Annotated in this window: 13 protein-coding genes; 11 read left to right on the top strand and 2 right to left on the bottom strand. The window is 40.6% G+C overall.

What is annotated here, in order from left to right:
* Positions 1–265: 265 nt before the first annotated feature.
* From HDC33_RS07975 to HDC33_RS07930, 10 genes are all read left to right on the top strand, one after another.
* Positions 266–2,302, top strand: a complete 2,037-nt coding sequence (locus HDC33_RS07975; protein ID WP_179391931.1) for a hydantoinase/oxoprolinase family protein — start codon at positions 266–268, stop codon at positions 2,300–2,302.
* A gap of 15 nt (positions 2,303–2,317) precedes the next feature.
* A complete protein-coding gene (locus tag HDC33_RS07970; RefSeq protein ID WP_179391930.1) occupies positions 2,318–4,288 on the top strand; it encodes a hydantoinase B/oxoprolinase family protein in 1,971 nt (656 codons plus the stop codon).
* Positions 4,289–4,468: 180 nt separating this feature from the next.
* Positions 4,469–4,783, top strand: coding sequence for a DUF3870 domain-containing protein (locus tag HDC33_RS07965; protein ID WP_179391929.1), 315 nt, complete (start codon positions 4,469–4,471; stop codon positions 4,781–4,783).
* Between the two features lie 282 nt (positions 4,784–5,065).
* A complete protein-coding gene (locus tag HDC33_RS07960) occupies positions 5,066–6,226 on the top strand; it encodes a CaiB/BaiF CoA transferase family protein (RefSeq protein ID WP_179391928.1) in 1,161 nt (386 codons plus the stop codon).
* A 17-nt stretch (positions 6,227–6,243) separates the two neighbouring features.
* On the top strand, positions 6,244–7,449 hold the full coding sequence (locus HDC33_RS07955) for an acyl-CoA dehydrogenase family protein (RefSeq protein WP_179391927.1): 1,206 nt from the start codon (positions 6,244–6,246) through the stop codon (positions 7,447–7,449).
* Between the two features lie 155 nt (positions 7,450–7,604).
* Positions 7,605–8,948 (top strand): aminotransferase family protein, encoded by a 1,344-nt coding sequence (locus HDC33_RS07950; RefSeq protein ID WP_179391926.1) that lies wholly within the window; start codon positions 7,605–7,607, stop codon positions 8,946–8,948.
* 40 nt (positions 8,949–8,988) lie between these two features.
* Positions 8,989–10,494, top strand: coding sequence for an APC family permease (locus HDC33_RS07945; protein WP_218843178.1), 1,506 nt, complete (start codon positions 8,989–8,991; stop codon positions 10,492–10,494).
* A gap of 19 nt (positions 10,495–10,513) precedes the next feature.
* A complete protein-coding gene (locus HDC33_RS07940; protein ID WP_179391925.1) occupies positions 10,514–11,944 on the top strand; it encodes an NAD-dependent succinate-semialdehyde dehydrogenase in 1,431 nt (476 codons plus the stop codon).
* 274 nt (positions 11,945–12,218) lie between these two features.
* The gene (locus HDC33_RS07935; RefSeq protein WP_179391924.1) at positions 12,219–13,559 is read left to right on the top strand and encodes an AAA family ATPase; all 1,341 of its coding nucleotides are present in this window, start codon (positions 12,219–12,221) and stop codon (positions 13,557–13,559) included.
* Positions 13,549–14,283 carry a hypothetical protein gene (locus HDC33_RS07930; protein ID WP_179391923.1) on the top strand — a complete coding sequence of 245 codons (735 nt, stop codon included), beginning with the start codon at positions 13,549–13,551 and terminating at the stop codon, positions 14,281–14,283. The genes HDC33_RS07935 and HDC33_RS07930 overlap by 11 nt, the downstream gene beginning before the upstream one ends.
* Positions 14,284–14,547: 264 nt before the next feature.
* Here HDC33_RS07930 and fdhD read toward each other — a convergent pair whose 3' ends face one another.
* The gene (fdhD, locus tag HDC33_RS07925; RefSeq protein WP_179391922.1) at positions 14,548–15,357 is read right to left on the bottom strand and encodes a formate dehydrogenase accessory sulfurtransferase FdhD; all 810 of its coding nucleotides are present in this window, start codon (positions 15,355–15,357) and stop codon (positions 14,548–14,550) included.
* Entirely contained in the window at positions 15,344–15,718 is a 375-nt protein-coding gene (locus HDC33_RS07920; protein WP_179391921.1) for a Na-translocating system protein MpsC family protein, read from the bottom strand. The genes fdhD and HDC33_RS07920 overlap by 14 nt, the downstream gene beginning before the upstream one ends.
* 260 nt (positions 15,719–15,978) lie before the next feature.
* Between HDC33_RS07920 and fdhF the strand changes: the two genes are divergently transcribed.
* Positions 15,979–18,903, top strand: a complete 2,925-nt coding sequence (gene fdhF, locus HDC33_RS07915; protein ID WP_255457318.1) for a formate dehydrogenase subunit alpha — start codon at positions 15,979–15,981, stop codon at positions 18,901–18,903.
* Position 18,904 lies beyond the last annotated feature (1 nt).

Below are 18,904 nucleotides of genomic sequence, written 5' to 3'. Positions count from 1 at the left end.
GTTAACTAAAAATACTGAATTGACTTTCATTGTATTGTTAGTTATACTAATTTAGTAGGAACAACGATTTCACACGTAAAGTAGTTAATCGCTACTAACATCCAGTGAAACGAGAACATTTTAAACCCATAAAAACTGTAGAATCTACTGAATAAAAAAGTGGATCGTGACCAGTTAAATTATTCAAGGTGTTTTTGAATAATTTTATTGGTCATTTTTATTTTTATGGAAGCGTTTTCATAAAAGGTAAAAGGGGAGAGAGAATTTGTCAAATTACCGTTTTGCAGTTGATGTTGGTGGAACATTCACAGATGTGTTTGTCTTCGATGAAAAAAAGAAGGAAATGTTTATTACGAAGGTTGCTTCTACTCCCTCAAATCCCGAAAAAGGGATTATAGAAGGCGTTAAGAAAACAGGTTTATCCGGGAAAGATATTTTGCAATTTTCACATGGTACCACAGTGGGAACAAATGCATTAATTGAAAGAAAATTACCGAATACTGCACTTGTAACGACTAAAGGGTTTCGTGATGTGATTGAAATTCGCGATGGCACAAGATTGGATTTATGGGATGCTTATAATGATGTTGCCCCGCCATATATTAAACGTCGTGATCGGTTCGAGGTAAACGAAAGAATGGACTATGCAGGTACTATATTGGAAGAGATTGATCCAGTAGAAGTAAAGGCATTGGCCACTAAACTTAAAAGACGTGGTGTTGAATCTGTTGCTGTTTGTTTTATTAACGCATATATCAATGGAGAAAATGAAGCAATAGTGAAAAAGATTTTTCAAGAGGAATTAGGGGACGTTTACATTTGTACATCTAATGATGTGTTGCCAGAAATATTTGAACACGAAAGAATGAGTACAACTATTGTGAACGCTGTACTTGGACCAACCGTGAGTAACTACATTAAAAAACTGGAAGGAGAAATGGAAGCCCTTGGTTATGAAGGGGACATATTAGTTCTCCACTCCGGAGGCGGCGTCATGACCTCTGAAACAGTCCCGCGATATGCAGCACGTTTAGCGAGTTCTGGAATCGCGGCAGGGGCAATTGCAAGTAAATATATTGCTAATTTATGTGGTTATCAAAATGCAATTGGATTCGATATGGGTGGGACAAGCACGGATATATCTTTAATGTATGAGGGTGAATTGAGAATTACGAAGGACTGGGCGATTGAATACGGATATCCAATTGGTTTTCCAAGTATAGAAATCTTAACAATCGGAGCTGGTGGCGGTAGCATTTCTTGGATAGATGAGGGCGGAGCATTACGGAATGGACCGAAAAGTGCTGGTGCTGAACCAGGTCCCGCATGTTACGGACTTGGTGGTGAGGTACCCACAAATACTGACGCAAACTTAATCCTTGGAAGATTAAGTACGCAATTACTTAACGGACAAATGATCTTGGATAAAGAATCCGCTATTACAGCCGTTCGTGATCAAATAGGTGATCCATTTAACCTTAAAGTGGCAGAAGCTGCAAATTCAATTTTAAAAGTAGCAAATGCGAATATGTGTGATGCGCTCCGATTAATTTCAGTTCGCCGAGGCTATGATCCCCGTGATTTTGCCCTCGTTGCTTTTGGCGGTGCTGGAGGGCTTCATGGTGCTTACTTAGCTAAAGAGATGGACATTCCGAATGTCATTATTCCGCCTCATTCAGGAGTTGCCGCAGCAATGGGATGTTTGATGGTTGACGTTCAGCACGACATTACAAAAACTTATTTGACGGATGCGAAAAATGTATCAATAGAAGACTTAGAAGCGGAGTTTTCTACTATGGAAAAAGAAGCAAAAGGCCTTTTAGTTGAAGAGGGAATTGCTGATAAGGATATGAATTTCATTCGTTATATTGATATGAGATATTCGGGGCAATGGAGATCTTTAGCGATTACAATTGGACGGACACTCGACTCGATTGATGGAGCACTTGAACAATTTCATAAAGAGCATGAGCGTGAGTTTGCTTTTTCTAACCCTAATCAAAAAGTAGAAATATACGGACTCCGTGTAGCAGCAATTGGAACGGTAGAAAAACCTGCACTTCCGAAAAAAATTAAAACAGGAACGTTGCAATCAGCACTACTATGTCATCGGCCAGTTTACTTTGAAGAGTCTGACGGTTTCGTCGATACTCCCGTATATAGCCGAGAGAGTTTGCCGACTGGGATGGAGATAGAGGGACCAGCAATTATTGAACAACTTGATTCGACGATTGTAATTCCTCCGCTATTCATTGCAAAGACAGATGATTATCGTAATATTATTATCCGCTATATTAACTAGTAAAGGGGAATGAGCATGGTAAAAGCACCGCAATTATTTCAAAGTAAACTAGATCCTGTAACATTTGAAGTGTTGAAAAATGCATATGTGAATTTGGTGGACCAGATGTCGGAACAGGTTTTAAGAACCTGCTATTCATTCGTTATTTATAATCGTGATTTTAGCTCGGCAATTTGTGATGCGGAAGGAAATACTGTGATGCAAGGTACACAGGACATTTCTGTTCATGTCGGTACCCTTCACTTAACTGCGAAAGCGGTTATTGAAGATTTTAAGGATGATATTCATCCTGGAGATGTGTTTTTAATTAATGATCCGTATAGAGGGGGGACTCATTTTAGTGATACCAGAGTCATTACTCCTGTCTTTTATAAGAAGAGAATTATTGCTTTTATGCAAGTAAATGGTCACTGGGCAGATATGGGCGGTTCTGTCCCGGGATCCTTTGATATTAAATCGAAAGAACATTTCGGGGAAGGAATGAGAATTCCACCGCTTCGGATCTATAGTAAGGGCGTTTACTTAAAAGATGTAGCGAATTTACTCGTATCTAATATGCGTGTACCAGAAGAACGGTTAGGAGATTTACGATCGCAAGTGGAAGCAACAAGAGTAGGAGAAAAACAACTAATTGCATTGATTAATAAATATGGAGTCGAAACTATATTAACCGCTTTTGAAGAAGTTCAAGACTATGTAGAGCGATTAGCACGAGCAAATATAAAGGCACTTCCAAACGGCACGTGGGAAACAACGGATTATATTGATATGGATCCTGATATAGGCGATGGATTAATCCCGATTAAAGTGAAAATGACGATTAAAGATGATGAAGTGTTTTATGACCTAAGTGGTTCGCATTCATATATAGGATGCTTTTTGAACGCTGGATACGGAGCATCGTTATCAGCAACTTACGCTGGAACGAAAACGTTTTTTCCGGATATTCCACTGAATTCCGGGTTTTATCGTGTTGTACATGTCGAATTACCTGAAAATTCAGTTGTAAATGCTCCATGTCCAATTGCGGTTACCGGATTTTGTTCGGGCGCCTATGAAAAAATTATGAATGCATGTTTTGAATTATGGTCTTCAATTATTCCCGAACGGGCGTTAGCTTGTTCATTTAATTTGGAATACTTGTTAGTTGGCGGGTGGGATACGAGAAATAAAGAGAAAGAATATTTTATGTGGTACGACTGGATGGCAGGCGGACACGGAGGCAGAAATAAACGCGATGGAGCCAATGCGCTATCACCTGTTTTTGGTGTTGGTTTGAGTATTCAGCCTTGTGAAGGACAGGAAAGGTTATCGCCTGTTATCACGACAAAACATGAAATCAAGATTGACTCTGGAGGCCCCGGTGAATATCGGGGTGGCTGCGGGGTTGAAAAAGGTGGGATTTTGACTTCCGTTCAAGATACAGTAATGTCATATTGTTGTGATCGATCAAGATCCGTTACATGGGGTATTTGGGGCGGATTGCCTTCATCTCCCCATGGGGCATGGTTAAATCCTGAAAAAGAAAGTAGAGAATTCCTTGGAGCTATATTTTCTAATGTAAAAGTCGGAAGTGGTGATTCATTTACTAGACCATCAGCAGGGGGCGGAGGTCTTGGTGATCCATTAAATCGAAATCCAAGTGCTGTTCTCGAAGACGTCATTGATGAATATGTATCCATTGAACGCGCGAAAAAAGACTACGGTGTTGTAATCACTGAAATTGACAGAGACATTGATCTTTTTGAGATTGATGAAATAGAAACAATTGTTGCTAGGAAAAACATTCGTATGAACCGCAAAAAATGGCTTCAACAGGATATTCAAACAGTAGAAAAAATGTATCTATCAGGAGACATCGATGAACTTGACCTAATCAGAAAATTCGGTGTTGTCTTCGATTATGAAACTAATAAAATTCTGCCGAAGTCTTCTCAACAATATCGGGACATGCTTGTAGAAAGAATGGTTCCGCACTGGAGCTAAGTTATTTTTTAAAAGTAAAATGATTTCTTGAAATAACGGATGAACACGGAATATTTTCAATTAAAACACTGTTAAATCCAATGCTCTTCCTGTATTCTTAAGAATGAATGTCGCTCTTCAAATTGGCTGTTTTGATATGAAGAACGCTAAATAATTCGTCAGGAAGGGATTGGAAATACTATGAATACGGTTTTTATTGCGGGACATGCTCGGCTTCCGGCGGGAATGGCTGCACAAAATATGTATGAAACATTGACAATTACAGCGGAAATCGACAAAAAGTACGGAGTAATTGTGGCAGCAAGTTGTACGTTAGCGACAGTACATGGACAAGAGTTTGTACACCAATTGCTTAGAGGGCATAGTTTACAAGACGGTATTGAAAAACCGATGGAAAGTGTCAAAAATCATTATTTAGGAAAAGCGGGAAATGCGTTAATGTCTGCGCTGAAAGATTTATATAAACATTATGAGTCTTATAAAGCATCAATATAACTATTGATAGAATATTGGGATGTATTACATTATTTTGTTTACAAACTCGTTTTTATGTACTAGAATAAGAACTAACGAATCATGCAGAAACGTTTAAACGTTCATTACACATGATCAGCATCAAAAGATATTGTAAAAAGCCAATACTGCCTAATCTGCAGAAAATCCTATCCGGGATTTTTAGCCGCAGATAAAAAGCCAGTTCATTTTGACTTACAGCAGGTCTGTAGTCTTTTTGGATTGGCTTTTTGAATTTTAGAGTAGAAAAGGAGGTATGCAAAAGTGGCTGGAGCATTGGGGAACATTAAGGTACTCGATTTATCCCGTGTTCTCGCGGGCCCATATTGTACGATGATTTTGGGCGATTTAGGTGCGGAAGTCTTAAAAGTGGAAGCGCCTGGAGGTAGTGATGACACCCGTAAATGGGGACCCCCATTTAAAAATGATGTAAGCGCTTATTACCTGAGTGCAAACCGTAATAAAAAAGCGATTACGGTTGATTTGAAGTCTGAAGAAGGTATAGAAATTATTAAGAAGCTTGTCACCGAGAGTGATGTAATCATTAATAATTTCAAAACAGGAACGATGGATCGTTTTGGCTTAGGTTATGACACATTGACCCAGCTTAATCCACGTATTGTGTATTGCTCGATTACAGGCTTCGGTGAGACGGGCCCCGATCGAAACATGCCGGGGTATGACTTCATAATACAAGCGATGAGTGGGTTAATGAGCATTACAGGTACGAAAGAATCAGGTCCCCAAAAGTCAGGCGTTGCAATTGTAGACGTACTGACGGGATTGTACGCCTGTATCGGAATTCAAGCGGCTTTGCTTGAACGGGTACAATCGGGGCAAGGTCAGAAGTTGGATATTTCATTGTACGATTCAGCAGTTAGTGCATTAGTGAACATCGGAAGTAACTATTTAATGGCTGAGAAAGTTCCCACAGCCCTTGGAAATATCCATGCAAATATTGTCCCATATCAGACGTTTGAAACATTGGATGGTGAAATGGTTATTGCAGTCGGGAACGACAATCAGTTTAAAGCACTCTGTGATGTGCTGGAAAAACCTGAATATGCGAAAAATGCACTTTTTCAAACGAATCCAAGTCGTGTAGAAAACAGGGCAGAATTAGTCCCTTTACTTCAAAAAGTCTTACTGACGAAAGAAACGGCTTATTGGCAGGAACAATGCAGAAACAATAATATTCCGAGTGGCCCAATCCAGAGTCTAAATGATGTGGTCAACGACAAGCAACTTCAATCACGTAATATGTTCATTACGCAAGATCATCCTACTGCGGGGCCCATTAAGATGATTGGAAGTCCACTTAAATTATCACGGACCCCCGTTCAAATGAAATATCATCCACCGAATCCGGGGGAGCATAATGAGGAAATCATGAATCGATTAGGTATGAACCAACCAACTAATTAAAAAGGGGAGATTATATAATGAACTTTTCATTTTCAGAAGAGCAGAATATGTTGCGTAAAACAGTAAGGGGATTTGTTGATAAGGAAATTATGCCTCACATTGGAGAGTGGGATCGTGCAGGGAAATCGGATCCTACAATCTATACAAAGCTTGCAGAACTCGGATTAATGGGTGTTTGTGTACCAGAACAATATGGTGGAAGCGGAATGGATTACAATTCGTTGGCCATCGTTTGTGAAGAACTTGAACGTGGGGATACGGCTTTCCGTACTGCTGTCTCTGTTCATATTGGCTTAAATAGTCTTACATTATTACAGTGGGGAACAGAAGAACAGAAGCAAAAGTATTTAGTTCCACAAGCTAAAGGAAAGAAAATCGGAGCTTTTGGTTTAACTGAACCCGCTGCGGGATCCGATGTAGCAGCGCTTCAAACGACGGCTATTAAAAATGGGGATCACTATATTTTAAATGGCCAAAAAACGTGGATTTCACTTTGTGATCTTGCAGATAACTTCTTAGTTTTTGCTTATACAGGTGATAAATCAGAAAAACATAAAGGGATTTCTGCATTTATTGTAGAACGTACATGGGAAGGTTTCTCTTCGATGGCAACCAAAGGGAAACTAGGCATTCGTGCCGGAAATACAGGCGAGCTATTTTTCGATAATGTCAAAGTGCCGAAAGAGAACTTGCTTGGACAGGAAGGAGAAGGGTTCAAAATTGCGATGGCAGCGCTCGATAATGGACGCTTCACCGTGGCCGCAGGAGCTGTAGGACAGATCATGGCATGTATTGAAGCAAGCACAAATTACTGTCATTCGCGTGAAACTTTTGGGAAAGAAATAGGGAGACACCAACTTGTTCAACAAATGATCGCTAAGATGGAAGCTGGATTCCAAATGAGTAGTCTGCTTGTTTATCGTGCAGGTGAACTGAAGAATGCAGGGAAACGGAATACTAGAGAAACCTCACTTGCGAAGTGGCAGGCATGTGATTTTGCAAATCAAGCAGCAGATGATGCGGTTCAAATTCACGGGGCGAACGGCTATTCTGATGAGTATCCTGTTGAGCGTTATTTACGAAATTCCAAGGCGCCAGTAATTTACGAAGGAACGCGTGAAATCCATACGGTGATGCAGGCCGAGTACGTATTGGGGTACCGTGAGGATAAGGAATTGAATAGAATGCTTCCTGCTTGGGAAGAGCAATTGGTTAAATCATAATTAAAATGAAAAATCAGTGTCGTCTGTTGAAGTTGGGCAGACGACACTGATTTTATAAAGAGAATAATAAGTAGAGTTGAATCCTGTCCTGTTAGAAAGTGCTTATAAGCTGTAAACCTTGGAGAACGAATACAAAAATACTAGGAGGAATTCAAATGGAGAATTTAATTGAATTAGACAAAAAGCACTTTATTCACCCGACGTCATCGATTAAAGACCAACAAGCAAAAGGGGCAAAATTAATTATCGAAAAAGGAGAGGGCATCTATTTAACGGACAAAGAAGGAAATGTTTTCATTGATGCGATGTCTTCATTATGGAATGTCAATATTGGGCATGGCAGAAAAGAGTTGGGGGAAGCGGCCAAGCAACAGATGGATAAACTGGCATTTAGTTCTGCCTTTTCAACGTTTAGTCATGAGCCCATTATTCAATTGGCGAAAAAGATAGCGGATTTGGCACCCCCGACTTTGAATGCAACCTTTTTCACGTCCGGAGGTTCGGAGTCAAATGATTCCGCATTCAAATTAGTTCGTCATTATTGGAAAATCCAAAATAAGTCAGGGCGCAATAAAATCGTTTCTCTTAAACGTGGTTATCATGGAGTGGCTGCCGCTTCCACAAGTGCTACTGGGATTCCAGAGTTTTGGGACATGGCCGGTCACCTACAAGATGGATTCGTTCACGCCGAAACTCCTTATTGGGAGGGGACCAAAGCATCCATCACATCTATTCGTTCAGTAATTGAGACGGAGGGACCTGACACGATTGCTGCATTTATTGCAGAACCTATTCAGGGAGCGGGCGGTGTTCTTATTCCGCCAAATGATTATTTTACTGAAGTTCGAAAACTTTGTGATGAATATGGCATTCTATTCATTGCGGATGAGGTAATCACTGGTTTTGGAAGAACAGGGAAAATGTTTGGACTTGAAAATTGGGAAGTTGAACCGGATATGATGACATTTGCGAAAGGGGTTACGAGCGGTTATTTTCCATTGGGCGGCGTAATCGTATCAGACAAAGTGCATGATGTTCTGAAGGAGAAGTCCGAAGGTACGTTGTTCCATGGCTTCACCTATAGTGGACATCCGACAGCGGCTGCTGTGGCATTAAAGAATATTGAGATCATTGAAAATGAAGGTCTGGTTGAGAACTCACGTAAGATGGGAGAATTGTTACTCCAAGGATTTAAAGAACTGAAAAAGGATTTAAACATTATTGGAGAAGTTCGAGCAATCGGTCTTCTTGGTGCTGTAGAGCTTGTGGAAGATCCCAAAACAAACAAACGGTTTTCGCCAAAATTAAAGGTTGCAGGAAAAGTAATTGAGGCGCTGCATGAACGGGGCGTAATCTGTCGTGCGGTAACTTATGAAGGTACAGATATTATCTGTTTTTCTCCGCCATTAACAATCAGCGAGGAGCAAATTAAGTCCCTTCTAGAAAAATTACATGATGCGATCTCTTCAGTCGCACAGGAATTAAGCGTCAATATTTAAAACTTAATAGATCAGTTCCATTTAAATTGGGGGCGAAGAGATGGAAGATCAAAAATTGTTGAAAGTTTTAGGTAATAGGGACGTTCTTGCCTTGGCGTTCGGCGCGATGATCGGATGGGGATGGGTTGTAACCGCCGGGCTTTGGATAACTGAAGCCGGATCGGTGGGAGCGATTATAGCCTTCTTAATCGGAGGCATTATGGTTGTGTTGGTTGGGCTCACTTATGCGGAATTGGCATCGGCCATTCCGCTTGCAGGTGGAGAGTTATTTTATACATTTAAGGCGATGGGTAGACTTCCTTCCTTTATAACAACATGGGCGATTGTCCTTGGTTATGTATCCGTAGTTGCTTTTGAAGCTGTTGCACTTCCCACTGTATTTGAATACTTAGCCCCTAATTACAGCAGGGGGTATATGTATACGATTGCGGGATGGGATGTTAACTTTACATGGGTTGCGGTGGGCGTAATAGGTTCGATTTTGATTGCATGGGTTAATTTTAAAGGAATAAAATTAGCAAGTTTCGTTACATTCTTACTGACTTTATTAATAATAATAGCAGGGGTCTTACTAATTACCGGTAGTTCGGTTGCTGGTAATGTAGAAAATATGACACCGTTATTTGAAAAAGGTGCCGTCGGAATTTTAATTGTTATCATTATGACACCCTTTATGTTTGTAGGATTTGATATTATTCCACAGGCAGCAGAAGAAATTAATTTACCGAGGAAAAGAATTGGACAATTATTAATATTCTCGGTTTTTCTTGCGATTGCTTGGTATATTTCAATCATATTCGGAGTGTCTCGTGTGTTGACTCCGACAGAAATCAATAACTCAAACTTAGTCACTGCTGATGCAATGGCAAAAGCTTTCGGAGATAGTCGTATGATGGGGAATATACTTGTACTAGGTGGAGTGGGTGGGATTTTAACGAGTTGGATTGGCTTCTATATCGGAGGAAGCCGTGCAATTTACGCGCTTGCAAAAGCTGGAATGCTTCCAAAATCATTGGGGGACTTACACCCAAAGTACAATACACCCTATAAAGCAATTATATTGATTGGGGTTCTTACAACAATTGCTCCGCTATTTGGTAGACCGGCTTTAGTCTGGTTAGTCGACGCGGGAGGGCTTGCGTTAGTAGTTGCCTGGTTCATGGTCGCAGCCTCATTTTTAATTCTTCGTAAGAACAGTCCAGAGATGGCAAGGCCATTTCAACTTCGCGGGGGGCGTGTAGTCGGTTGGGGTGCCGTATTGATGTCAGTAGGTATTTGTATTTTGTATATGCCGGGTATGCCATCCGCTCTCGTCTGGCCATATGAGTGGGCGATTGTTCTTGTTTGGACAGTGCTTGGTATTATTTTGTATAAAGTTTCTATGTCTAAATATGGACCTGAAAATTCTGATGCACATATGAATAATGAGCTTGACCGTATCTTCACAGAAGGAATAGAAAAAGAAGTAGTATTAGCAGAAGATAAAGTAGAAGAAGAAGAAGAAGAAGTTGAAACGGAAGATTTTGTAATTAATTCGAACAAATAGGGTAGGGAGTGCATGATAAATGAGAGACTATCTAATGTATATCAATGGAGAATGGGTTGGGAAAGATCTAGAAAAATTAGAGGTTAAAAATCCAGCGAATGGAAAAGTTGTCGGTTCAGTCCCAATCGGGGGAGAAATTGAAACGAATCAAGCAATTGATAGTGCACATGAAGCTTTTCAAACGTGGTCCCAGACAACTGCATACGAAAGAGCGAAGTATTTAAAAAAATTGAATGATCTTATCTTGGAAAACCAAGAAGAATTGGCCCAAATAATGACGATTGAAATGGGCAAGCCTATTAAAGAATCCAGAGGAGAAGCAAGTTCTGCTGCTACATATATTGAATGGTATGCGGAAGAAGGCAAACGTATCTATGGAGAAACCGTGCCTTCACATCTTGCGAATAAACGTATGCAAGTTTGGAAAAAACCTGTCGGAGTTGTTGCAGCAATTACGCCATGGAATTTCCCAGTGGCCATGTTGACTCGGAAAATGGGACCGGCTTTAGCGGCAGGGTGTACAATTGTAATAAAACCATCCGGTGAAAGTCCATTGACGGCCGTTAAACTGGTGGAGCTATGTGAAAAGGCTGGATTTCCGAAAGGTGTAGTTAACCTGGTAACGGGCTCTTCATCGAAAATAGGAACAGCTATGATGGAGCACGATAATGTTCGGAAGGTAACATTCACTGGCTCCACTGAAGTCGGTAAATTGTTAATTAAACAAAGCGCGGATCAAGTAAAACGTTTATCCATGGAACTTGGAGGACATGCACCAATCATTATTTTGGATGATGCCAATATTGACACAGCTATAAAAGGCGTCATTGCTTCGAAATTTAGAAATGCAGGCCAGACTTGTGTTTGTGGAAATAGAATTTACGTGCAATCAGGCATCCATGATACGTTCTTGGAAAAGTTTACAGAAGCTGTTACGAAATTAACAATTGGCGATGGTATTAATGAGGAAACAGATATTGGCCCATTGATTAATCAAAGCAGTGTCGACAAAGTAACGCGACAAGTAGCGGATGCTCTTTCAAAAGGTGCTTCACTTTTAACAGGAGGAGAAGCGTTAACAAATCAAGGCGGAACATTTTACTCACCAACCGTACTTAGCGGAGTAGATACTTCCATGGTTATTATGGAAGAAGAAACATTCGGCCCTGTAGCGCCTGTTCAGAAGTTCGAGACTGTAGATGAGGCTATCCGGTTAGCGAATGATACAAAGTATGGTTTGGCGGCCTATGTGTTCACGGAAAGCGTTGTTAAGGGGACACTATTAATTGAACAATTGAATTTTGGGATTGTCGGTTGGAATGACGGGACACCTTCAGCTGCTCAAGTTCCTTTCGGTGGAATGAAAGAGAGTGGAATCGGCAGGGAAGGTGGCCATGAAGGATTGGAAGCATTTTTGGAGACGCAATACGTTTCAATCGGAATGGATTAATTCGGTTTTTTAATTATGTATGGGGAAATTCCGACCATTAACAATAATTGCATACTGAAAAGCAAGAATCAGCCATTTATATAAATGGCTGATTCTTTTTACATAAAATTTGCATATGAGGAATTGGCGTCATTTCATACCAAAAGTACCTGACCCAAACGTGAATAATTTATAGTCTGTTAGCCAATATTGTAAAACACATGCATCATTTGTCGCACATCAGCTATTTCGGTTAATACTTTTCCAATAAAGAATTATTCCTAGGGGGATCTCCATGACAAGTATAGTCAGGGTAGCCAATGTAGAAATAAAGAATTTGAAAAATGTTAAATATGGCGGTTTTCATACGAATTCAACCTTTGATACATTGGAAAAGGCAGATGTTATAGGTTTTTATGGTCAAAATGGCTCGGGGAAAACAGCTGCTGTTGAAGCGTTTAATCTATTGAAAACATTATTATCAGCTAATATTGATCATCCGCTACCAAAACTTACGACTAAGCTGCTTTATGTCAATGAAGAAACGATTCGATTGTTGTTTCAATTCATTTTGAAAAATCGATTCGGTGAATTTTTCGTTAACTATTCGGTTTCTTTATCAGCTGGAATGACAAAATATAAAGTTGTTGAAGAAGAAGTGTCATATCGAGAAAATACGGAAAATGACCACTATAAAGTGCTGATTTCAAAAAATGAAAACAAAATTTTTATTCATGATAAAAAAATACATGATCTGAATGAAACGGAACGAATTTCGGTTATTATTGCCAATCGGATGGCTGCAGGCAACGCAACTTCTTTTGTATTTAGGGAAGAATTGAAAGAAGTATTTGAAGATCTGTTAAATGATAATGAAAAAGAAATAATGAAAAATCTATCGATAGACTTTAATCGGGATTTACATATAATTGATACGATTCATTATGGTCTCTTAATTGCCAATCTTGTTATGCCCTTCAGTGTACATTTGGAAAAGAAACGTGGACATATCCCTTATGAGATGCAAGACACGATGGTATTACCGATGGATTTATTTGAAACGATTGACCAAGTGGTTAGCCAAACCAATATTGTTTTGCAGACTATTATTCCTAGTCTTCAAATAAAAATCAGACAAATAAATACGCAAAAACTGAGTGATGGCAGTGATGGAGTTCGCTTTGAATTTCTTTCAAAAAAAGAGGGGATTGAACTTCCATTGCGAAGCGAGTCTGAGGGGACTTTGAAAATAATTTCTATTTTAAGTACACTCATAGCGGTTTACAACAATCCGAATGCATGCGTGGTGATTGACGAACTGGATGCAGGAATATTTGAATTTCTGCTTGGTGAAATATTGGAAGTGTTAAATGAAAATGCACAAGGGCAACTTTTTTTTACTTCACATAATTTGCGTATAGTAGAAGTGCTCCCTATACGGAACTTATGGTTTACGACACTAAATAAAATGGACAGATATCACCAGTTAAAAGGCGTCGAAAAGCTGGATAATGCACGTGATGTTTATTTACGCGCTGTACAATTGGGCGGTCAGGAAGAGGCAATATACGCGGAAACCAATTTATTCGACATTAAAACGGCTTTCCGTAAAGCGGGGATTTTATATGACAATTAGTAAAAAGAAGGTTGTATTATTACTCGTCGAGGGAAGCTGCGAAGAGGTGTTACTATATAATCGCTTACGTGGCCTTTTTGAACAGCATAATATTCGCTTTCATATTCAGCACGGCGATATTTTATATGATTTGGATCGACCGGAAGAACCCATCAAGTCTGTTATCGAAAGTTCCGTGAATGAGTTTATGATAAAAAGTAAATTTCGTCCGGAAGATGTGTTCTGTGTCCTACATATAATTGATATGGATGGCTGTTTTATCCCTGACGATGCAATTGTCATTGATGACACCCAAAAGGAATTAACCATCTACCACGAGGATCGAATAACAGTGCCCCATGAAAAACAAAAACTGCAAATAGCGGCAAGAAATGCTGATAGAAGTAACAATATCAATATCATGAAAGTGTTAGGAACGATTCTTTCAGTTGACATTAATTACCGGATGTTTTATTTTTCAAGAAACTTAGAACATGTACTATTTAAAGAACCGAATCCCGAAAAAGATAGGAAGTTTCCAGAGGTGGAGCGCTTTATTGAACAGTTGGAGATGCCGATAGAAGAATTTCTACAGCAATCCATGCCGGTATTGAAAGGACTCGATCCATATTCGGAAAGTTGGGAAAGGATTACGGAGAGTACTTCTTCATTACAACAATACTGCAACGTGCCTCTATTATTCGATTTCGTTAAATTTCAGTCTGGGCAATCACCAAAGTGGTGATATGAATTATACAATTGGCAACAATAACTTGAGCGGTATTGAAATATAGTAATTCATTCGGAATTGTGAGCATATGTCACGTTAATAATAAAAACCTACCTACATGCGTTTGTATCTAGACATCGCATATAGGTAGGTTTTTGCTTGCAATTGACTACTCCAATATGCTGAAATTTTTAAGACTGCGTAAGCGCCCCCTAAGCACTTTAGCCGATTCGATGTGATTCTTTATTTCATTTAATAAAGCAACTAATTTTAAAAACTTTATAAATTATTGTTGTTCTTTTCTACAATAATCCGCTGCGGATGAGTATACAAGTTGAAGGACTTCTTACGTATAAAACCGACTGTAGTAATTCCGAGATCCTCCGCAAGTGTCAGCGCCAGTTCAGTAGGGGCTGATTTTGAAAGGACCATCTCGCATCCGATTTTAGCCACTTTCAATAAGATTTCGGATGAAATACGACCGCTGAACACAATTACTTTGTTCCGGACAGGAATAGTGTGCTTCAAACAGTGACCGTAGATTTTATCCAACGCATTATGTCTCCCGATATCCATCCTCGACAGGACGATACCGGTAGCATCGCAAAGCGCTGCATTATGAACGCCGCCGGTTTGATGAAACATGTCAGCCGCTTGCTCCATTTGTTCCATCAGGAAAAAACATTCTTCCGGGGTAAGCATTACGCTGGTTTCTGTCATCTTTTTTGCAGTCAATGCATCGTTGGCAAACACAAAACCTTGTCGGCTCATTCCACAACATGAGGTGATATAGCGTTTGTTCAACAACTTTTCATAAAAGGGATACATTCTATCTGTTTTGATATGGACAATCCCCACTTCTTCCTGCACCCAAATGTCTTTGATAGCTTTATAATTTGGGATGACCCCTTCCGATGCTAAAAAACCCACTGCCATGTCCTCGATGTACTCAGGGGAACAGACGATAGTCGCAAATTCTTTGTCGTTGATTTTGATGGTGACGGGGTGTTCGACTGCAATCCGGTCTTCTGTTTTCGTGAAATGACCGTTTGAATAGCGAAAAATGGTCCGGTTCTTATCTTGCTCCATCCACTTCTCCTCCCTTGTGCTCAATTGACCGATCAAAAAGGAATACGGAAATAGCAATGTCGTCTTCCAATTTTATATCGGAGAAAAGATGGACAAATTTAGCACCAATGAGTTTTTCCATGCCATCGGGCGGTGCTTTCTGATAAACCTTCTGTATCATTCGAGTCCTTGCAGTATGTACCATTTCTTTACCTTCCTGTGTACCGGCAATGAATTTTTCGGTAGGAGTCAAATTTCCGTAGAGCGTTGAAATAATCATATTGTCAACAAAAACTGTGTGGATCCTTTCGGGTCCCTTTCCGAATAAATCTTTGCGTAGCTTTCTAATAATATCATTAAAATCATGTATTACTTTTGACATGAACGTACACCTCCCAAGTATCTAAAATAAATTTTTTCAATAGTTGAAATATAGATTGTTTATTCTTGCAAGTTCAAATATACTAGTATCTAAGAGGGCGTTTCGGTATGAACTGCCGCGGCGTTATCAAACGTTGAACGAAAATATGGATTGGTAATTTAACAAGTCCTGTTAGAAGACTATTCCACTATGAAAGTGCACTTGTCAAGTAGGTGTATTTTTTCATGGTGGTTTTTATTTATAAAATAGGAGGCGCTTACATGCAGATCAAGATTAACGGTTCCGATTATAACTTCGTGGAAGGCAAAACGATTCTTGAGGTGATCAATGATTATCAAATTTCCCATCCTCAAATTTGTTACTTACCGGAGGTGGATCCGATTGAGACGTGTGATACGTGTATCTTGGAAGTAGATGGCCGTCTTATGCGTGCCTGCTCTACGAAAGCAGTACCAGGAATGAGCATAGCGCTTTCTTCGACCCGTGCCAAAGAAGCTCAGACGGAGGCGATGGATCGGATTCTTGAAAATCATCTGCTGTATTGTACAGTATGTGATAACAACAATGGCAACTGTAAAATACATAATACAGTGGATATGATGGAGATCGAACACCAAAAGTATCCATATGAACCGAAGTGCACACAAGATAGTGTTGATTTTACACATCCGTTTTACCGTTACGATCCGAATCAATGCATTGCCTGCGGTCAGTGCGTGGAAGTATGTCAAAACTTGCAGGTGAATGAAACCTTATCAATCGATTGGGAAAGGGATCGTCCAATTGTCCTATGGGATGGAGGGGCGAAAATCAACGACTCTTCCTGTGTTGGTTGCGGGCACTGTATCACCGTCTGTCCATGTAATGCGCTGATGGAAAAATCAATGCTTGGCGAAGCTGGCTTCATGAGCGGGCTGAAAGAGGAAATCCTGACACCAATGATTGAACTTGTCAAAGACGTTGAGCCAGGGTATAGCGGGATCATGGCCATCTCGGATGCGGAGGCGGCAATGCGTGATACAAGAACGGAAAAAACGAAAACAGTTTGTACATTTTGCGGCGTAGGCTGTTCTTTTGAAGTGTGGACCAAAGGCCGGGAAATCTTAAAAATCCAACCTGTTTCAGAAGCACCTGTTAATGCGATTTCTACATGTGTTAAAGGGAAATTTGGATGGGATTTCGTTAATAGCGATAAACGACTTACGACACCGCTCATCCGTAAAGATGATTCTTTTGTAGAAGCTACGTGGGAAGAGGCGCTTAACCTTGTGACCCAGAAACTTGGAACTATCAAAAAAGAACACGGAAAAGACGCTGTCGGAATCATTTCTTCGTCGAAGATTACTAATGAGGAGAACTACGTAATTCAAAAACTCGCGCGACAAGTATTTGAAACGAATAACGTCGACAATTGTTCACGTTATTGCCAATCCCCCGCAACGGACGGTTTGTTCCGAACAGTTGGTATGGGAGGGGATGCAGGAACGATTAAAGATATCGCCAAAGCTGGGCTTGTTATTATTGTCGGAGCCAACCCGGCTGAAGGACATCCTGTACTTGCCACTCGGGTAAAGCGAGCCCATAAACTACATGGGCAAAAGCTGATCGTCGCGGATTTGAGGAAACACGAAATGGCGGAACGCGCTGACATCTTTATAAGTCCGAAGCAAGGGACGGACCAAGTATGGCTCATGGCAGTGACGAAATACATGATCGATCAGGGATGGCACGATCAGTCGTTTATTAATGACAACGTCCATTACTTGGAGGAATTCAGGGAAGTTCTTGAAAAATACACACTTGACTATGCCGAAAAAGTGTCAGGCGTCTCAAAAGACATGGTCATTCAAACAGCGGAAATGATTCGTGATGCGGACGGCACATGTATTCTTTGGGGAATGGGTGTCACACAAAACACAGGCGGATCGGACACTTCTGCTGCAATATCCAATTTGCTGCTTGCGACAGGAAATTATCGTCGACCTGGTGCAGGTGCATATCCGCTACGTGGGCATAATAACGTCCAGGGTGCATGTGATATGGGATCACTGCCAGGTTGGCTTCCAGGTTATCAACACGTCACTGATGATACGGCACGTCAAAAATTCGAAAGGGCATACGGTGTGAAAATCGATAATAAGCCCGGGCTTGACAATATTCAGATGCTGCACTCCATCGATAAAGGAATCATGAAAGCGATGTATATAGTAGGTGAAGATATGGCGCTCGTCGATTCTAATGCAAACTATGTGCATGATGTCTTGTCTAAACTAGAATTTCTAGTTGTTCAGGATATCTTCTTATCAAGAACAGCGCAATATGCTGATGTCATTTTACCGGCGGTTCCGTCAATGGAAAAGGATGGTACATTTACAAATACGGAAAGACGTGTGCAGCGTTTGTACAAAGCCCTTCCGGAATTGGGTGGCGCAAAGGCGGATTGGTGGATTGTTCAGGAAATCGCTAACCGTCTCGGTGCGGATTGGAACTACAGTCATCCAAGCGAAATTTTTGCGGAAATGGCTAATTTGTCGCCGTTATTCGGTCAAGCGGATTATAGCGTGATGGAAGGTTGGGACAGCTTCTTATGGGGCAGTTTTGACGGAACAAGCACCCCCCTTCTGTACGTGGATGGCTTTAATTTTCCAGATAAAAAAGCGCGTTTCGCTCTGTCTGACTGGATACACCCTGTAGAATTTCCTGAAGAATATGATCTTCACATCAATAACGGGCGCTTGCTTGAACACTTCCACGAAGGTAACATGACGAACAAGTCGGATGGTATTCAGGAGAAAGTGCCGGAAGTTTTCGTCGAAGTTTCACCGGAACTTGCAAAAGACCGCGGCGTGATAAGCGGTTCCGTTGTTCGTTTGATTTCCCCTTACGGCGCTTTGAAGTTGCCGGCACTCGTAACGGACCGCGTAAAGAAAAATGAACTATTCTTGCCGATGAACTCAGTTGAAAAAGAATCGGCAATCAACTTCCTGACTGGTCCGGCCGTCGATCAGCGGACGAATACACCTGCTTATAAACAGACGATGGTTCGAATGGAAATACTTCAAAAAGAAGGCGAAAACCCGTTACCCATTTCGAACCACCGGAATAAAGAGCGGCACCCGCAAAATGGCGTAGAAGTGGAGCGGAAATGGGCGCGTCCAGGTTATGTGCAACTAACTGAAAATTAGA

It is taken from the genome of Sporosarcina sp. JAI121 (assembly GCF_013408665.1).
GTDB lineage: Bacteria > Bacillota > Bacilli > Bacillales_A > Planococcaceae > Sporosarcina.
This window is presented reverse-complemented; position numbering and strand designations above follow the sequence as displayed.